We start from the raw sequence: 15,088 nt of genomic DNA, 5'->3' as shown, positions 1-15,088 counted from the left end.
CGCAGCGTGTCCTGCCGGTAGGGGTGCGCCGGTGTGTCGGACTGGTCTGTTGCAATAGCCGATGTGGTGCGATCGGATAGCTCGGTGCGACTCGTGCGCCGGACAACGCGGGCGCCCCGGCCGCGGGCCTGGGGTGCGTCGGTTCGCGCGCTGTTCGCCGAGCAGGCCCAGCCCGCGCCACCACGGCCGGGATGGCGGCCGTGGCAGGTTCTCGGCGGGCCGGGGACGGGTAAGACCGCGCTGCTCGTCGACCTGGTGACCGCCCGGATCGTCGCGGGCGCCGACCCGGAATCGGTGCTGGTCCTCACCCACACCAAACACGCGGCCGCCGCCTTGCGCGACGCGATCACGCATCAGCTCGGCCCGGCCGCGGGTGGTATCCCGGGGGCGAGCCGCGAACCGATGGTGCGCACGCTGCACTCCTATGCCTTCTCGGTGCTGCGTCGGCATGCCGATCTGCACGGGAACCCGCCGCCGCGGTTGCTCACCGGCGCGGAACAGGACGCGGTCCTGCGCGAGATGCTGCGCGGCGATCTCGCCGATATCGAAGACGGGGCGGGTGGATTGTGGCCGCCGCGGTTGCAGCCGGCGCTGGCGCTTGGCGGATTCGCCGAGCAGCTGCGTGATCTGATGCTGCGCGCCACCGAGCGCGGCCTCGGACCCGAGGACTTGATGGCGCTCGGTCGCGCACACGACAACGATGCGTGGGTGGCGGCCGGGCGGTTCTTCCAGCGCTATGAACAGGCGTCGATGCTGCGCTGGTCGGTCGGTGTCGCCGCGCCGGAGGCCACCGCACCCGCTCTCGATGCCGCGGAACTCGTCGGCGCGGCGCTCGATGCCCTCGCCGGTGACCGGAATCTGCTTGCCGCCGAACGGGATCGGATCCGCTACCTGCTCGTCGACGACGCACAGCACCTCGACCCGCAGGCCGCGATGCTCGTGCGCGCGATCGGCAGCGGCAGCGCGAGCACCGTCGTCACCGGCGACCCGGACCAGGCGGTGTTCACCTTCCGCGGCGCGGATTCGCACTTCCTCACCGACATCGACACCATCGCGCAGCGGCGAATCACCTTGCGCCACAACTATCGAAGCGGTGCGCCGATCCGCTTGGCGAATGCGCGGATCGCGGCGAGATTGCCGGGCAGCGCGCGGCACCGGGTATTGCCGGGGCAGGAGAACGACCAGCCGGAGTCGAGGGGAATACCGGGCGGCGATTCGACGGGCGAACGCGCCGCGGATCTGGTCGCGCACCTCGACCCGACTCGGCCCGGCGGGGAGCGGTTCGCCGCCGAGGACTCGGACCGGCACGACTCGAGCGTTCCGCAGCGCGGCGAATCGGCCCACCGTGCGACAGGACTCGATGGTTCGTCGCTCAGCGATTCCGCCGCATGGGCGGTGCCGGAACCGTTGCCGCCCGATGACGAACCGCCGCCCGATGACGACTGGGTGCCGCCCGAGGACCTGCCGCCCGTCGACGAGTCGAGTGTGCGGGTGCGGGTGTTGTCGACCCCCGCCAAGGAGGCGGCGCTGATCGCCGATCATCTGCGCCGCGCGCACCTCACCGATGGGGTCGCGTGGTCGTCGATGGCGGTGATCGTGCGGTCGGTGCCGTTGTCGCTGGCGCCGTTGCGGCGGGCTTTGCTGGCCTCGGGGGTACCGGTGCGCAGGCCCGCGGTGGCCGAGCCGTTGGCGCGGCGGCGTGGGGCGGCGTGGATGGTGCTGGCACTGCGGGTGTTGCTGGCGGGGGATTCCTCGCGGCCGGGTTCGCGGCGGGCGATCGACGCGATGTTCTCGCCGGACGATGCGATGGATCTGCTGTCCGGGCCGCTCGGTGGGGCCGATCAGATCGCGTTGCGCCGGCTGCGTCGTGGGGTGCGGCGCAGCGTGCTCGACCTGGAGCGAACAGGTGCGCTGGCCGAACCGTTCACCGACGGTGCCGATCAGTTCCTGCTCTGGGACGAAGCCGCGCCACCGCCGGAAATGCCGGAGCCCGAACCGGATCCGGTCGACGACGAATGGCTGCCGCCGCCGGACCCGGACGATCCGCTGCGACCCGAGCTCGAACCGGACTGGGACATCGCCGAGCGCCTGCCCGACGATATCGACTTACTCGATGCCGAGCATCCGCCTGCCGCACCAACAATCGCCGAGCCGAGGCGGCCCGAACCCCCGGTCGTCGTCGTGCCGCTCATCGACCAGTCCTCCGCCGAGGTGCTGCGCGACCTGATCGTCGGTATCGGCGAACAGCGACTTCTCGACGGGCTCACCGAAGTCGAAGCCGCACCGTTGCGCCGGGTGCTGCGTGCGGTGGCGAAGGCCAAGCAGACCCAGGCCGCAGGGCTGGGTCTCGAAGATGTGCTGTGGACACTGTGGACGAGTTCGCGACTGGAGCGGCGCTGGTTCCGGCAGTCGCGGCGCGGCGGCGCCTCGGGTATGCAGGCCGACCGCGACCTCGACGCGGCCGTCGAATTGTTCGATGCCGCGGCGGCCTACGTCGACCGGCTGCCGAAAGCGAGCATCGACGGGTTCGTCGAATACCTGCTGCACCAGCAACTTCCGCAACAGGGCAGACCACTGACCGCCGAAGGTGACGCGGTGACCTTGCTCAGCGCGCACGCCGCCGCGGGCCGGGAATGGGACGTGGTCGCGGTAGCTGCTGTGCAGGAAGGCATCTGGCCGAATCCGCGCTCCCGGGGCACGCTGTTGCACACCGAGGATCTCGTCGACCTGGTCGCCGGGGTCGATCCGGGCGCGACCGTGAGCCGGGCGGCACCGATCCTGGCCGAGGAACGCAGGTTGCTGCTGGTGGCGTGCAGCCGGGCGCGACAGTCGCTGTTGGTCACCGCGGTCGAATCCGCCGCGGGAGACCAGGATCTGGTGCCGTCGCGGTTTCTCGCCGAACTCGTCGGCGACGACGACAACGGCGAACCGGGCGCGCTGCCGGTCGCCGATCCAGGGCGCGCGCTGGTGATGCACGCGCTGGTCGCCGAACTGCGCGGGGTGGTATGCGATCCGGGGGCCGAACCCGGCCGTCGCGACCGGGCCGCACGGCAATTGGCGCGGCTGGCCGACGCGGGCGTGCCGGGCACCGACCCCGGCGACTGGTACGGCACCGCCGAACTCAGCTCGCAGCGCGAGCTCTGGGACGACGACGATTCGCCGATCGGGCTCTCACCCTCCACGGTCGAACTGCTGCGCACCTGTCCGCTGCGGTGGGCGCTGGAACGGCACGGCGGCACCGACGGCGACAACCCGCACGCCGTGAAGGGCAATCTCGTGCACACACTCGTGCAGGCGCTGGCGGGCGATGTGCCGCAGACGCAGGTGCGGGCGGCGCTGGACCAGGCATGGAAAGCGATCGACCCGGCCGACGGCTGGCATTCGCGCCAGGAACTGCGCCGCACCGAGACGATGCTGGAGACCTTCCTCGCCTGGGTGCGCACCACGCGCGGTGAGCTCACCCAGGCCGGGGTGGAGGTCCCGGTGGACTGCGTGTTGCCCGCGCGGACGGAAGGCGCACGGGCCGTGCGTATTCGGGGCCGGATCGACCGGCTGGAGCGAGATGCGCAGGGGCGCTTCGTCATCGTCGATGTGAAGACGGGCAAGACGCCGGTCAGCGCGAAGGCCGTCGCCGAGCACGCTCAGCTGGCCACCTACCAGGTGGCGGCCGCGCACGGCGCGCTCGAGGAGGAATCGGACGAGCCTGCGCCCGCGGTCGAACCCGGCGGTGCGCGACTGGTGTACGTCGCCAAGTCGAGTACGAAAACCGGTGCCGCGGAACGAACGCAAAGCCCGCTGGACAATGACGGACTCGACCAGTGGCGCACCACCATTCACGATGCAGCCGATGCCACGCGCGGGCCGGGCTACCTGGCGGTGCGCAACGACGGGTGCAGGCATTGCCCGGTCGCCGGCAGTTGCCCGGTGCAGGACACCGGACGGCAGGTGACCGACGAGTGAGCGGCGTGCGCGTCACCCCGCAGCGGTTGGCCGACGCGCTCGGCCTGCCACCCCCGACCGCTGAGCAGTCGGCGGTGATCGCCGCGCCGCCAGGGCCCACATTGGTCGTCGCGGGCGCGGGTGCGGGCAAGACCGAGACGATGGCGGCGCGAGTGGTGTGGATGGTGGCCAACCAGTTGGTCGCCCCGGACGAGGTGCTCGGGCTGACCTTCACCCGAAAAGCCGCTCAGCAGTTGACTTCTCGGATCCGGACCCGACTGGCACGGTTGGCGGGCGCGCCCCTGCTGCGCGAGATCGACCCCAGCGGTGCGTTGCGCACGATCGTCGCCGGAGCCGAGCCGGAGATCAGCACCTATCACTCGTACGCGGGCAGACTGCTCACCGCGCACGGGCTGCTGCTGCCGGTGGAGCCCTCGGCGGCGCTGCTCACCCAGACCCAGCTGTGGCAGCTCGCGCACGAGGTGGTGCGGTCCTGGGACGGCGACCTCGACACCGACCGCACGCCGGTCTCGGTGACCGAAGCCGTGCTGGCCCTTTCGGGGCAGCTCGCCGAACACCTGGTGGAACCGGAGCAACTGGCCGAGGCGCACGCGGAGCTGGAGAAGCTCGTCTACACGCTGCCCGCGGGTCCCCGGCAACGCGGCGGCCCGAGCCAGGCGCTGACCAACGTGGTGGAGGCCCAACGTGAGCGGGTGGCGCTGTTGCCGCTGGTCCGTCAGCTCGCCGAAGCCCTGAACCGCCGCGGCGCACTGGATTTCGGCTCCCAGATGTCGCTGGCAGCACAACTGGCCGTCGACCACCCCGAAGTCGCCGCCGCCGAGCGCGCTCGATTCAAACTGGTGCTGCTCGACGAATACCAGGACACCGGGCACGCGCAACGGGTGTTGCTGTCCGCATTGTTCGGCAATGCCGCAGCGGTGCGACAGGATCGGACCAGGCATCCGGTGCGGCTTCGAAGCGAGGCGCCGGCTGCTCGGGCGCACGAGGCCGATGGTCTGTTCGCGGTGGAAGATCACGATTCGCCCTCCCGAGGGCATGGCGCCGGTGCCGCGGGCGCGGTGCCGGATGCCGACATGGGCAGCCGCGACGATGAGTCGGCCGGCGGTTCTGTCAGCGCTGTGGCAGACGGTCACCGTGACCGAGCAGCGGGCGACACGAAAGGAACAGGGGTCGGACCCACCGAGCGGGATGTTGCCTCCGTAGAACGCAGTGCGGCAGGCGAATCCGTGAAGTCGGCATCGGCGCTCGCGGTGACCGCAGTGGGTGATCCGATGCAGTCCATCTACGGGTGGCGCGGTGCGTCCGCGGCCAACCTGCCGCGGTTCGCCGCCGACTTCCCCGCTGCGCCAGGGGTGCCCGCGCCGGTGCTGCCGCTACTGACCAGCTGGCGGAATCCGCCCGAGGCGCTGGCGTTGGCGAACCTGGTGGCCGACCCGTTGCGGATGGTGGCGCGAGCGGCCGGTGGAGCGACGGTGGACGCGTTGCGGGCCAAGCCGCAGTCGGATGCGGGGGTCGTCGAGTTCGCGCTCACGGAAACCATTGCGCAGGAACGTGATTGGATCGCCGAACGGATCGCGCGCGAGTGGGCGACGGCGCGGGAGAACGAGGCGCCACCGCCTACCTCGGCGGTACTCATTCGGCGCAACGCCGATGCGGCACCGCTGGCGGAGGCGCTGCGTGAGCAGGGGTTGCCGGTGGAAATCGTCGGGCTCGGTGGGCTGCTGGCGACGCCGGAGGTCGCCGATATCGTCGCCACGCTGCGGTTGATCGCCGAACCGGGAACCGGGAGCGCGGCGGTGCGGATTCTCACCGGCGCCCGGTGGCGGATCGGGGTGACGGATCTGGCCGCGCTGGCCGAGCGTGCGCGGATGTTGTCCATCGGCAGCGTATCGGGCGCCACCGACGCCATCACCGACGCCGCCGGACTCGCGACGGCGCTGCGTGAGGTGGCACCCGAACCGACCGAGAAGGCGGGTCTCGCCGATGCCATCGCCGATCCCGGTGCGGCCGACCGATATTCGGAGGCGGGGTTCGCGCGGATCGCCGCGTTGAGCGAGGAGCTCGCGGCGCTGCGCGAGCGCAGTGGGCAGCCGCTGGTGGAGCTCGTCGCCGATGTCGAACGCACCATCGGCGTCGGCGTCGAGACACAGGCCAGACGCGCGATCGCCGGCGGTGGCGCGGGCCGCGAGCACCTCGATGCGTTCGCCGAGGTGGTCGCCGGGTACGCGGCCGACTCCCGGGCCTCGCTGAGCGGCCTGCTCGCCTTCTTCACCGCGGCCGAATCGGTCGAAAACGGTTTGGAGCCAGGCGAAGTCGAAGTAGCGCGCGACCGCGTGCAGGTGCTCACCGTGCACGCCGCCAAGGGCCTCGAGTGGGAAGTCGTCGCGGTCCCGCACGTGAGCGCCACGGTGTTCCCGTCGACGACCGCGCTGAGCACCTGGCTCGGTGCGCTCACCGAACTCCCCACCACCCTGCGCGGCGACCGCGCTCAACCGGACGCGGCCGAGGGCGTGCCGGTGCTCGATCTGAGCACCGCGGGCGACCGCTCCGAACTCGAGCACGCGATCGCCGACCACAAGGCAGCGCTCAAGAGCCGCCGCCTCGACGAGGAACGGCGCCTGTTCTATGTCGCCCTCACCAGAACCGAACGGGTACTGCTGGTTTCGGCCTACTACTGGCCGGAGACGGGCACGTCGCAGAAGGGCCCATCGGACTTCCTGCTCGAACTCAAAGAGGCGAACGAGAACCCGGACAACGCGGCCTACGGTGTCGCCACCATCGCCCGCTGGGACGACAAGCCGCCACCGGACGCGGTGAACCCCTTCGCCGACAACCCGCCGACCGCCCACTGGCCACGCGACCCACTCGGCAACCGCCGCGACCCCATCGAACAGGGCGCCGCACTGGTGCGCGTGGCACTCGACCGGTTACGTGGCGGGCCGATGGATCCCGACGACGAGCGAATCACCGGCGTCGGACCGGACGACGTCGAGCCCGAAGGTGGGGTCGATGACGACGACCCGGAGGGCTGGGCCACCGACGTCGACGCCCTGCTCGCCGAGTTCACCGCCGCCGAACTCGCCGAGCAGCAGGTGGAACTCCCCGGCCAACTCCCCGCCACCGCCCTCGTCGAACTTCGCGCCGACCCGACTCGCCTTGCCGCCCGCCTTCGCCGCCCGCTCCCGTACCCCCCGAACCCGATGGCCCGGCGCGGCACCGCCTTTCACGCCTGGGTGCAATCCTGGTTCGGCACCGAACAACTGCTCGGCCTCGACGAACTACCCGGCGCCGCCGACAGCACCGGCGAAATGGGTCGCGCCGACCAGGAACTCGCCGCCATGCAGGCTGCCTTCCGTCGTTCACCGTGGGCACACCGCAACCCCGTCGACGTGGAAGTGCCGTTCGAAACCAGCATCGCGGGCACCGTGATTCGTGGCCGCATGGACGCCGTGTTCGCCGAACCCGGTGGCCGCTGGATCGTGGTCGACTGGAAGACCGGCGCCGAACCCGGCCCCGCCGACGAACCCGCCGTCGCCATGCAGCTCGCCGTCTACCGCCTGGCCTGGGCCCGCCTGATGGCCGCCCGCACCAACGACACCGAGGCCCGAATGCTCCAACGAGTCGGCGCCGCATTCCATTACATCCGCTCCGGCCGCACCATCGCCCCGGACCGACTGGCAGGCCCCGCCGAACTCGAACGCCTCATCCGCGACGCCGCACCGGAAAACACCGACACCGTTCCCCACGAGCCCGAGTGAGCCGATAGTCTGACGATCGCTCGAGGTGAACAAGGCCGGTCACCAGGCGGCGCAGCCGCCGAGGCCGAAAACCCGCGGCGCCAGCCGCCAAAATTACAGGAGCAGCATGTTCGGTGACACGCGCAACCCGATCGGGTTGAGTAGCAGTCCCGACTATGCCCTGGTCGGTCTGCTGCGGATCCCGGCGGCGCAGTCCAGTCCGTGGGTCTCGCTCACCCGCCGCGTGCTCTTCGCGATCGCGCTGCTGTTCACCGCGGCGACCGTGGTCTATGTCGGCCGCCACGGCTACAGCGACAACACCGGCGACGAGCTGTCGTTCCTGGACGCGATGTACTACGCGACGGTGTCACTGTCGACCACCGGCTACGGCGACATCGCCCCCGTGACCCCGTCGGCGCGACTGGTGAACATCATCGTCATCACCCCACTGCGCGTCCTGTTCCTCATCGTGTTGGTCGGTACCACGCTCGGCGTGCTGACCGAACGGTCGCGGCAGGCATTCAAGATTCAGCGATGGAGGCACACCGTGCGTAATCACACCGTCGTCGTCGGCTACGGCACCAAGGGCCGGACCGCGATCGATGCGATGGTCGGTGACGGGGTGGCGGTTTCCGACATCGTCGTGGTCGATACCGATCCCGTGGCGCTCGAGGCCGCGGCCGCCGCGGGTTTGGTGACCGTGCACGGTTCGGCGACCAAATCCGATGTGCTGCGGCTGACCGGCGTGCAGCGCGCCGCCGCGGTCATCGTCGCCACCAATCGCGACGACACCGCCGTGCTGGTCACGCTCACCGCGCGTGAGCTGAACAAGACAGCCAAGATCTCCGTGGCCATCCGGGAAGCGGAGAACACCCACCTGGTCCGCCAGTCCGGCGCCGACTCGGTCGTGGTGTCCTCGGAGACCGCGGGCAGGCTGCTCGGCATCTCCACCACCACACCGACGGTCGTGGAGATGATGGAGGACCTGCTCACGCCCGAGGAGGGCTTCGCTGTCGCCGAACGTGAGGTGGAGGAGAGCGAAGTGGGTGGATCGCCGCGTCACCTCAGCGACATCGTGCTCGGTGTGGTGCGCAACGGCGCGTTGATCCGCGTCGGCGAACCCGAGTCCGACGCACTCGAGGCCGCGGACAAACTGCTCTATATCCGCCGCAGCGGAAAGTAGTCAGCCCGCCCCACTATGCTCGGCATCGTGTCGTTCCGGCTGAAAGACGTTCCGCTGCTGTCACGTTCCACCATCGACCGGGCCGAGCACGCCCGGCTCGATCCTGGCGCCCTGCGCGAAGGGTGGGGGAAAGCGAAGATCCTGCGGGTCGACGCGCGCGGGAAAGTGCGGGTGGAGGGCGACAAGATCGTCCTCGAGACCGCTGTTTCGGTGGCCGCCGAGCCCGGCGAGGGGGCAGTGTTCCTCGGCGTTGTCGACGGCAGTCACCTGTGGGCGGTGCGTGCGCCCGAACTCGACGGCACGCTGAAGGACCTGCGCACGCTCGGCGCTGTCGACGACTTCACCGCCGAACTGCTGTCCACCGCGTACGCGCTGCTCAACTGGCACGACCGGGCCGGCTTCCACGGTGGCGACGGCACGGCGACCACCTCGGCGCGCGGCGGTTGGTCGCGACTCACGGCCGCGGGCGAGGAAGAGTTCCCGCGGATCGACCCGGCCGTGATCTGCCTGGTCCACGACGGTGCCGATCGCGTGCTGCTCGCCCGTCAGCAGAGCTGGCCGGAGACGATGTTCTCGCTGCTGGCCGGTTTCGTCGAGGTGGGTGAGTCGCTGGAACACTGTGTGGAACGCGAGGTCCGCGAGGAGGTCGGCGTCGATCTGCGCGAGATCCACTATCTCGGCAGTCAGCCGTGGCCGTTCCCGCGCTCGCTGATGGTCGGCTTCGCCGCGGTGGGCGACCCCGCTCAGGAACTCGTGTTCTCCGATGGCGAGATCGCCGAAGCGCACTGGTTCACCCGCGCCGAGGTCCGCGCCGCGCTGCGGGTCGGCGACTGGTCGGCGAGGGAACCCGGCGCACGACTACTCGTGCCCGGATCCATCTCGATCGCGCGATCGATCATCGAGTCCTGGGCGGACTGACTCGGCGAATCAGGCCTGCTGGGCGGCCAATGCCTGCTTGACCGCGGCCAGCGACGGGTTGGTCGCGGTGGAGCCGTCGCGATACTTGATCGTCGGCACGACATGGTTGCCGTTGTTGACGCTGCCGACGAACTCGGCCGAAGCGGGATCGTCCTCGATGTCGATCACCGTGTAGGTGATACCGGCCTCGTCGAGCTGGGTCCGCAGGCGCCGGCAGTAGCCGCACCACGTGGTCGAGTACATCGTCAGATCTGTGGTTGCTTCAGTCACGCGATGTGCAACGTCGCAGGGTGACGTTGTGTTCCTTGGCCACTCCGGCACGGCTCCGCCGGATCGTCGCGACGGATTCGGCGGGCGTCGCCGTAAGTTGTCGGGGGGCGCTGTCATGATGGTGCGCGTGCCAGTACTCGATCTCACCGCCCTCGACCCGGAACAGGCCGCCGCGGTGCGGGCACCACGGGGGCCGGTGTGCGTTCTCGCAGGTGCGGGGACCGGCAAGACCAGGACGATCACGCATCGGATCGCGCACCTGATCGCGGGCGGGCATGTGAAGGCCGACCAGGTGCTCGCCGTCACCTTCACGGCACGGGCGGCGGGGGAGATGCGCAACCGGTTGCGCACGATGGGCCTCGGGGGCGACGCGGGCCAGGTGCAGGCGCGCACCTTCCACGCCGCGGCGCTGCGGCAACTGCGGTATTTCTGGCCGCAGGTGGTGGGTGACGTGCCGTGGCGATTGCTCGACAGCAAGTTCCCGGTGGTCTCGCAGGCCGCGCAACGGGCGGGCCTGCGCGCCTCGACCGAAATGGTGCGTGACCTGCTCAGCGAGATCGAATGGGCCAAGGCCTCACTGATCGCGCCGGAGGACTATCCGGCCGCGGCCGCCCGGCACCATCGCGACGCGCCGGTAGACGTGGCCAAGGTGGCAGAGGTGTATCAGGGCTACGAATCCGCGAAGGCCTCCGCCGACGGGCTGCTGCTCGACTTCGACGACCTGCTCCTGCACACCGCGGCCGCGCTCGAGGACTACCCGTCCGTCGCCGACGAATTCCGGGGTCGCTACCGCAGTTTCGTCGTCGACGAATACCAGGACGTCACGCCGCTGCAGCAGCGGGTACTCGACGCGTGGCTGGGCGAGCGCGACGACCTCACCGTCGTCGGTGACGCGAACCAAACCATCTACTCGTTCACCGGCGCCACCCCGTCCTACCTGCTCGATTTCTCCCGGCGCTTCCCCGACGCCACCGTGGTGCGGCTCGAACGCGACTACCGGTCGACACCGCAGGTGGTGTCGCTGGCCAACCAGGTCATCGGTGCCGCGCGCGGACGCATCGCGGGCACCCGGCTGGCCCTGATCGGCCAGCGGCCGGACGGTCCCGAACCGGAATTCGCCGAGTACGCCGATGCGAGGGCCGAGGCCGTCGCTGTCGCGGGGCGGATCCAGAAGCTGATCGCCGACGGGACGCCCGCGTCGGAAATCGCGGTGCTGTACCGGACCAACGCGCTCTCGGAACCGTTCGAACAGGTGCTCGGCGAGCGGGCCATCCCGTTCCAGGTGCGCGGTGGCGAGGGGTTCTTCCACCGGCAGGAGGTGCGGCAGGCGATCTCGGCGTTGCGTCAGGCCGACGCGCGCGACGACCTGCCCGACGAGGCGCGCAGTGGTTCGTCGCTGATCTCGCTGGTGCGGGCCGCGCTGGCGCCGGTCGGGCTCACCGCGGAGGAGCCGGCCGGTGCGCAGGCGAAGGAACGCTGGTCCTCGCTGCTGGCGCTGGTGCAGCTCACCGAGGAGCTGGTCAGCCACGACGACGAGCTGGACCTCACCTCGCTGCTGCGCGAGCTCGCGACCCGCGCCGAGGCCAAACATCCGCCCACCGTCGACGGTGTCACCCTGGCCTCGCTGCACGCGGCGAAGGGTCTGGAATGGGACGCGGTGTTCCTGGCCGGGCTCACCGACGGCACGCTGCCGATCTTCCACGTGCTCGGCAAGAAGAGCGGATCCGTCGACGAGGCGGGCCTGGAAGAGGAGCGGCGGCTGCTCTACGTCGGGGTCACGCGGGCACGCGAACATCTGAGTCTGTCGTGGACCCAGCGACGGCTCCAAGCCGGTGGCGACTCGCGCCCGGTCACCCGCTCGCGGTTCCTCACCGGGCTGATTCCGGACAGTTCCCCGGCCACCCGCGTCGCCGCCGAGGTCCCGAGATCGGCCGAGTCCCAGCGCCCGCTCTGCCGCGTGTGCCTCAAGCCACTGCTCGGCACCTACGCCACCATGCTCGGCCGCTGCAAGCGTTGTCCGGGCGAAGCCGACCCGCAATTGCTCGAGGCACTGAGGGAATGGCGAGCCGAGAAGGCCGAAGCCCTGCGCAGGCGCGACTTCGTGGTGTTCACCGACACCACCCTCACCGCGATCGCCGAACAGCTGCCCGCCGACGACGCCGCGCTCGCGGCCATCGCCGGGATCGGCCCGCAGAAGATCAAGGACTACGGTGCCGACGTGCTCGCCATCGTTGCCTCACGTTTGCGAGCAACGGCACAAAACCCCAGGTAGAAAATAAGTTGTTAGGTTCTCGATCATTGCCTATGGTGGAGAACACGCACCGAGAGTGATCCCGGTGCGCGGTAATTGTTCACACACGAGTTCAGGAGGGAGGCAGACACATGAACACGAATACGAACACCACGTTCGAGGCGATGACCAATCGCGTCCTGGTGAACGACTTTGTCATGTCCGCCTCCCGGGGGGTCCTCGCTCTGCAGGGGACCGGCCTGTCCGGCGGCGATGCCAAAACTTCGATTCATCTCCTCCAGGACAAGCCCAGCGTGGGTTGGCAGCCGACCGCCGTTCCGGCACCGGCAGCACCCGCCGACGAAGCCGGTTACGCACCGGCGTTCGTCGGTGCAATCCGCCTCCGCGTCCACCCAGCGACCGTGATCAGGAATCGACAGAAATGTCGAAGTAGGTAGGGAAACCTCCCACACCTCCTGGCCACGGATCGCGAGAAGCGAAATCCGTGGCCATATTTATTTCGGCTCCTCAGCCGTAGGCACCGGGTTCGCACACCGAACATTCGACCGCTGCAAACGAGCTGAAGGAGAACGACGTGTTCACCGCCCAGGACTGGCCGACGGCCACTACTGACGTGACATGCCGAACCGTGGCGCAGACCCCTCGCGTCCGTGAGGTCACCAAGACTCTGCCCTGTAGGGGCGGAAACCCCGATCTGTGGTTCGCCGAGAGCCCCACCGATCTCGAGCAGGCCAAGGAACTGTGCGCTGCCTGCCCGATCCGCAAGACCTGCCTGACGGCGGCCATCGACCGCGGCGAGCCGTGGGGCGTGTGGGGCGGTGAGATCTTCGACCAGGGTGTCGTGATCGCCCGCAAGCGTCCCCGTGGTCGCCCGCGCAAGGTCGCGATCATGGCATGAACCCGGGAAAAGGGTTGTACCGCAAGCGAACCGCTCACCTCGTCATGGTGAGCGGTTCGTTTTGTCATAGGCGGGAGGTGCGCTTCACGGTGCGCCCGTCGGCGACGGCGAGGACCAGCGTGGTGGTGTGCGGGGAGTGCGCCCACCACCTGTGCTTCTCGCCCGCGCGGCAGTAGTAGGTGTCGCCGGCGCTGAGCTCGTGTGCGGTGTCGTCGGCGATCAGCGAGATCCGGCCGCGGGTCACGTGGATGATCTCGTCGGATCGGTGGACGAAATCGCGGTCACCACGGTCGGTACCGCCGGTGAATTCCAGGGCGCGCAGGTCGCGATCGCCGTGGACAAGGGAACGGACAGTGCGGAGTCACCCGCCCAGCAGACGCCACCGGCCTAGGATCGGGCGTTCGCCGAAGACCTTGCGCGGACCCGGGATCGGTCCCCGCCCGACTCGGCGATCGCCTCGATCGAGGTGGACGCCTACGAAGCTTGTTCGGCGCGGAAGCCCGGCACCCAGGTGCGAACCAGGTTCATGAAGCCGAGTTCCGCGTCGAGCTGCGCCAGGATGCCGACCGAGCCGCCGAGCACCCGGAAGACGGTCAGGTACTCGGCCGGGAGTTGCAGGGCGCGAGCGGTTTTCATCTCCGGGCTGGAGAACTCGGAGGCCTTGCCCGCCACCCGCTGCATCCACGTGCGGGTGAAGTGGAACGTGTCGGTGCGAATCGGGTCGCTGAACGGGCGCAGGTACGCCTCGATCTCCTCGTGGGTCACCTTCCGCCCCGGAATGACCCAGCCGTGCTCGTAGAGCAGTTCGGTGAGCGCGGCGTGCTCGTCAGCGACGGCCAGGGCCAGCATTCGGCCCAGAATCTCCGGGAAGCCGTCGGGCATCGGCGCGCAGGCCCCGAAGTCGAGCACCGCCAGGGTGCCGTCGGCCCGCACCAGGAAATTGCCGGGGTGCGGGTCGCCGTGCAGCAGGCCGACCAGTTCGGGCGAGCTGAAATGGAAGATCCCCATCAGCTCGGCGATCCGGTTGCGCTGCGCCAGCGTGCCCGCTGGATCCTCGGCACCTGCCTTGATCAGCGCGGACACCGGCGTGCCGTCCAGCCATTCGGTGACGATCACCTTCGGGGAACCCGCCACCACCTTCGGGACCGCGATGGTGGGGTGCCCGTCGAACGCGGCGGCGAACCGGCGCTGATTGGCGGCCTCGATGCGGTAGTCGAGTTCTTCCTCCGTGCGCTCGGTGATCTCGGCGAGCAGCGGCTTCACATCGGCGCCGGGGATCACCGAGGAGAGCAGTCCGGTCATCCGGGAGAGCGTTTTCAGATCAGCGCGCAGCGCGTCGTCGGCGCCGGGGTACTGCACCTTCACCGCCACCGCGCGTCCGTCGGACCACACGGCGCGGTGGACCTGACCGATGCTGGCCGAGGCGGCCGGGGTGTCGTCGAAGGAGGTGAAACGCTCCCGCCACTTGGTGCCTAGTTGCTGGTCGAGCACGCGATGCACCGTCTCGGCGGGCATCGGCGGTGCCGCGGCCTGCAGCTTGGTGAGCGCCTCGCGGTAGTGCTCACCGAATTCCTCCGGGACGGCGGCCTCCATCACGCTCAGCGCCTGCCCGAACTTCATCGCGCCGCCCTTGAGCTCGCCGAGCACGGTGAACAGCTGCTCGGCGGCCTTCTGGTTCAGATTCGCGTTGATCTGCTTCTTGTCACCACCGACGAGCTTCTTACCGAACCCGACTGCGGCTCGTCCGGCGATGCCGAGCGGAATCTTGGCCATCTTGGCGTTGCGGCTGGTACTGCGGCGCACGATCTCGGACACGCTACCCATCATGGCCGAACCCGCGGGGTGTGTGCCATAAGAATGCTCACACCCGT

At 69.6% G+C, this 15,088-nt stretch carries 11 protein-coding genes; 8 read left to right on the top strand and 3 right to left on the bottom strand.

The features are described 5' to 3' along the window. Positions 1 to 66 precede the first annotated feature (66 nt). The 4 genes from ACWZHB_RS21670 (at position 67) to nudC (ending at position 9,798) form a co-directional block, all read left to right on the top strand. Entirely contained in the window at positions 67 to 3,960 is a 3,894-nt protein-coding gene (locus ACWZHB_RS21670) for an ATP-dependent helicase (RefSeq protein ID WP_427909247.1), read from the top strand. Beyond that, positions 3,957 to 7,718 (top strand): ATP-dependent helicase, encoded by a 3,762-nt coding sequence (locus ACWZHB_RS21665; protein WP_427903669.1) that lies wholly within the window; start codon positions 3,957 to 3,959, stop codon positions 7,716 to 7,718. Before ACWZHB_RS21670 ends, ACWZHB_RS21665 begins: the two co-directional genes overlap by 4 nt. A gap of 106 nt (positions 7,719 to 7,824) precedes the next feature. Beyond that, positions 7,825 to 8,880 carry a potassium channel family protein gene (locus tag ACWZHB_RS21660; RefSeq protein WP_427903668.1) on the top strand — a complete coding sequence of 352 codons (1,056 nt, stop codon included), beginning with the start codon at positions 7,825 to 7,827 and terminating at the stop codon, positions 8,878 to 8,880. Positions 8,881 to 8,904: 24 nt separating this feature from the next. Then, positions 8,905 to 9,798 (top strand): NAD(+) diphosphatase, encoded by an 894-nt coding sequence (nudC, locus tag ACWZHB_RS21655; protein WP_427909246.1) that lies wholly within the window; start codon positions 8,905 to 8,907, stop codon positions 9,796 to 9,798. Between the two features lie 9 nt (positions 9,799 to 9,807). Here the strand turns inward: nudC and ACWZHB_RS21650 are convergent, their stop codons facing one another. Further along, the gene (locus ACWZHB_RS21650) at positions 9,808 to 10,041 is read right to left on the bottom strand and encodes a mycoredoxin (protein WP_056812750.1); all 234 of its coding nucleotides are present in this window, start codon (positions 10,039 to 10,041) and stop codon (positions 9,808 to 9,810) included. A gap of 142 nt (positions 10,042 to 10,183) precedes the next feature. Between ACWZHB_RS21650 and ACWZHB_RS21645 the strand changes: the two genes are divergently transcribed. From ACWZHB_RS21645 to ACWZHB_RS21635, 3 genes are all read left to right on the top strand, one after another. Beyond that, positions 10,184 to 12,340 (top strand): ATP-dependent DNA helicase UvrD2, encoded by a 2,157-nt coding sequence (locus tag ACWZHB_RS21645; protein ID WP_427903667.1) that lies wholly within the window; start codon positions 10,184 to 10,186, stop codon positions 12,338 to 12,340. A 110-nt stretch (positions 12,341 to 12,450) separates the two neighbouring features. Further along, a complete protein-coding gene (locus ACWZHB_RS21640; protein WP_427903666.1) occupies positions 12,451 to 12,756 on the top strand; it encodes a hypothetical protein in 306 nt (101 codons plus the stop codon). A gap of 137 nt (positions 12,757 to 12,893) precedes the next feature. After that, a complete protein-coding gene (locus tag ACWZHB_RS21635; protein WP_427903665.1) occupies positions 12,894 to 13,217 on the top strand; it encodes a WhiB family transcriptional regulator in 324 nt (107 codons plus the stop codon). A 64-nt stretch (positions 13,218 to 13,281) separates the two neighbouring features. Here the strand turns inward: ACWZHB_RS21635 and ACWZHB_RS21630 are convergent, their stop codons facing one another. Then, positions 13,282 to 13,461 carry a cupin domain-containing protein gene (locus tag ACWZHB_RS21630; protein WP_427903664.1) on the bottom strand — a complete coding sequence of 60 codons (180 nt, stop codon included), beginning with the start codon at positions 13,459 to 13,461 and terminating at the stop codon, positions 13,282 to 13,284. A gap of 21 nt (positions 13,462 to 13,482) precedes the next feature. On the opposite strand from ACWZHB_RS21630, the gene ACWZHB_RS21625 reads away from it, so the two are divergent. Then, on the top strand, positions 13,483 to 13,608 hold the full coding sequence (locus ACWZHB_RS21625) for a hypothetical protein (RefSeq protein WP_427903663.1): 126 nt from the start codon (positions 13,483 to 13,485) through the stop codon (positions 13,606 to 13,608). 83 nt (positions 13,609 to 13,691) lie between these two features. On the opposite strand, the gene ACWZHB_RS21620 is transcribed toward ACWZHB_RS21625, so the two are convergent. Continuing rightward, on the bottom strand, positions 13,692 to 15,041 hold the full coding sequence (locus ACWZHB_RS21620; RefSeq protein WP_427909245.1) for an ABC1 kinase family protein: 1,350 nt from the start codon (positions 15,039 to 15,041) through the stop codon (positions 13,692 to 13,694). Between the last annotated feature and the right edge of the window lie 47 nt (positions 15,042 to 15,088).

The organism is Nocardia sp. FBN12 (assembly GCF_054031145.1).
Note: the sequence above shows the minus strand (reverse complement) of the source record. Positions and strands in the feature narration are given on the sequence as shown.

Bases quoted from the DNA above. Each gene is read 5' to 3' on its own strand.
- ACWZHB_RS21620 (WP_427909245.1), bottom strand. From the start codon at position 15,041: ATGGGTAGCGTGTCCGAGATCGTGCGCCGCAGTACCAGCCGCAACGCC.
- ACWZHB_RS21640 (WP_427903666.1), top strand. From the start codon at position 12,451: ATGAACACGAATACGAACACCACGTTCGAGGCGATGACCAATCGCGTC.
- ACWZHB_RS21660 (WP_427903668.1), top strand. From the start codon at position 7,825: ATGTTCGGTGACACGCGCAACCCGATCGGGTTGAGTAGCAGTCCCGAC.
- ACWZHB_RS21650 (WP_056812750.1), bottom strand. From the start codon at position 10,041: ATGTACTCGACCACGTGGTGCGGCTACTGCCGGCGCCTGCGGACCCAG.
- ACWZHB_RS21645 (WP_427903667.1), top strand. From the start codon at position 10,184: ATGATGGTGCGCGTGCCAGTACTCGATCTCACCGCCCTCGACCCGGAA.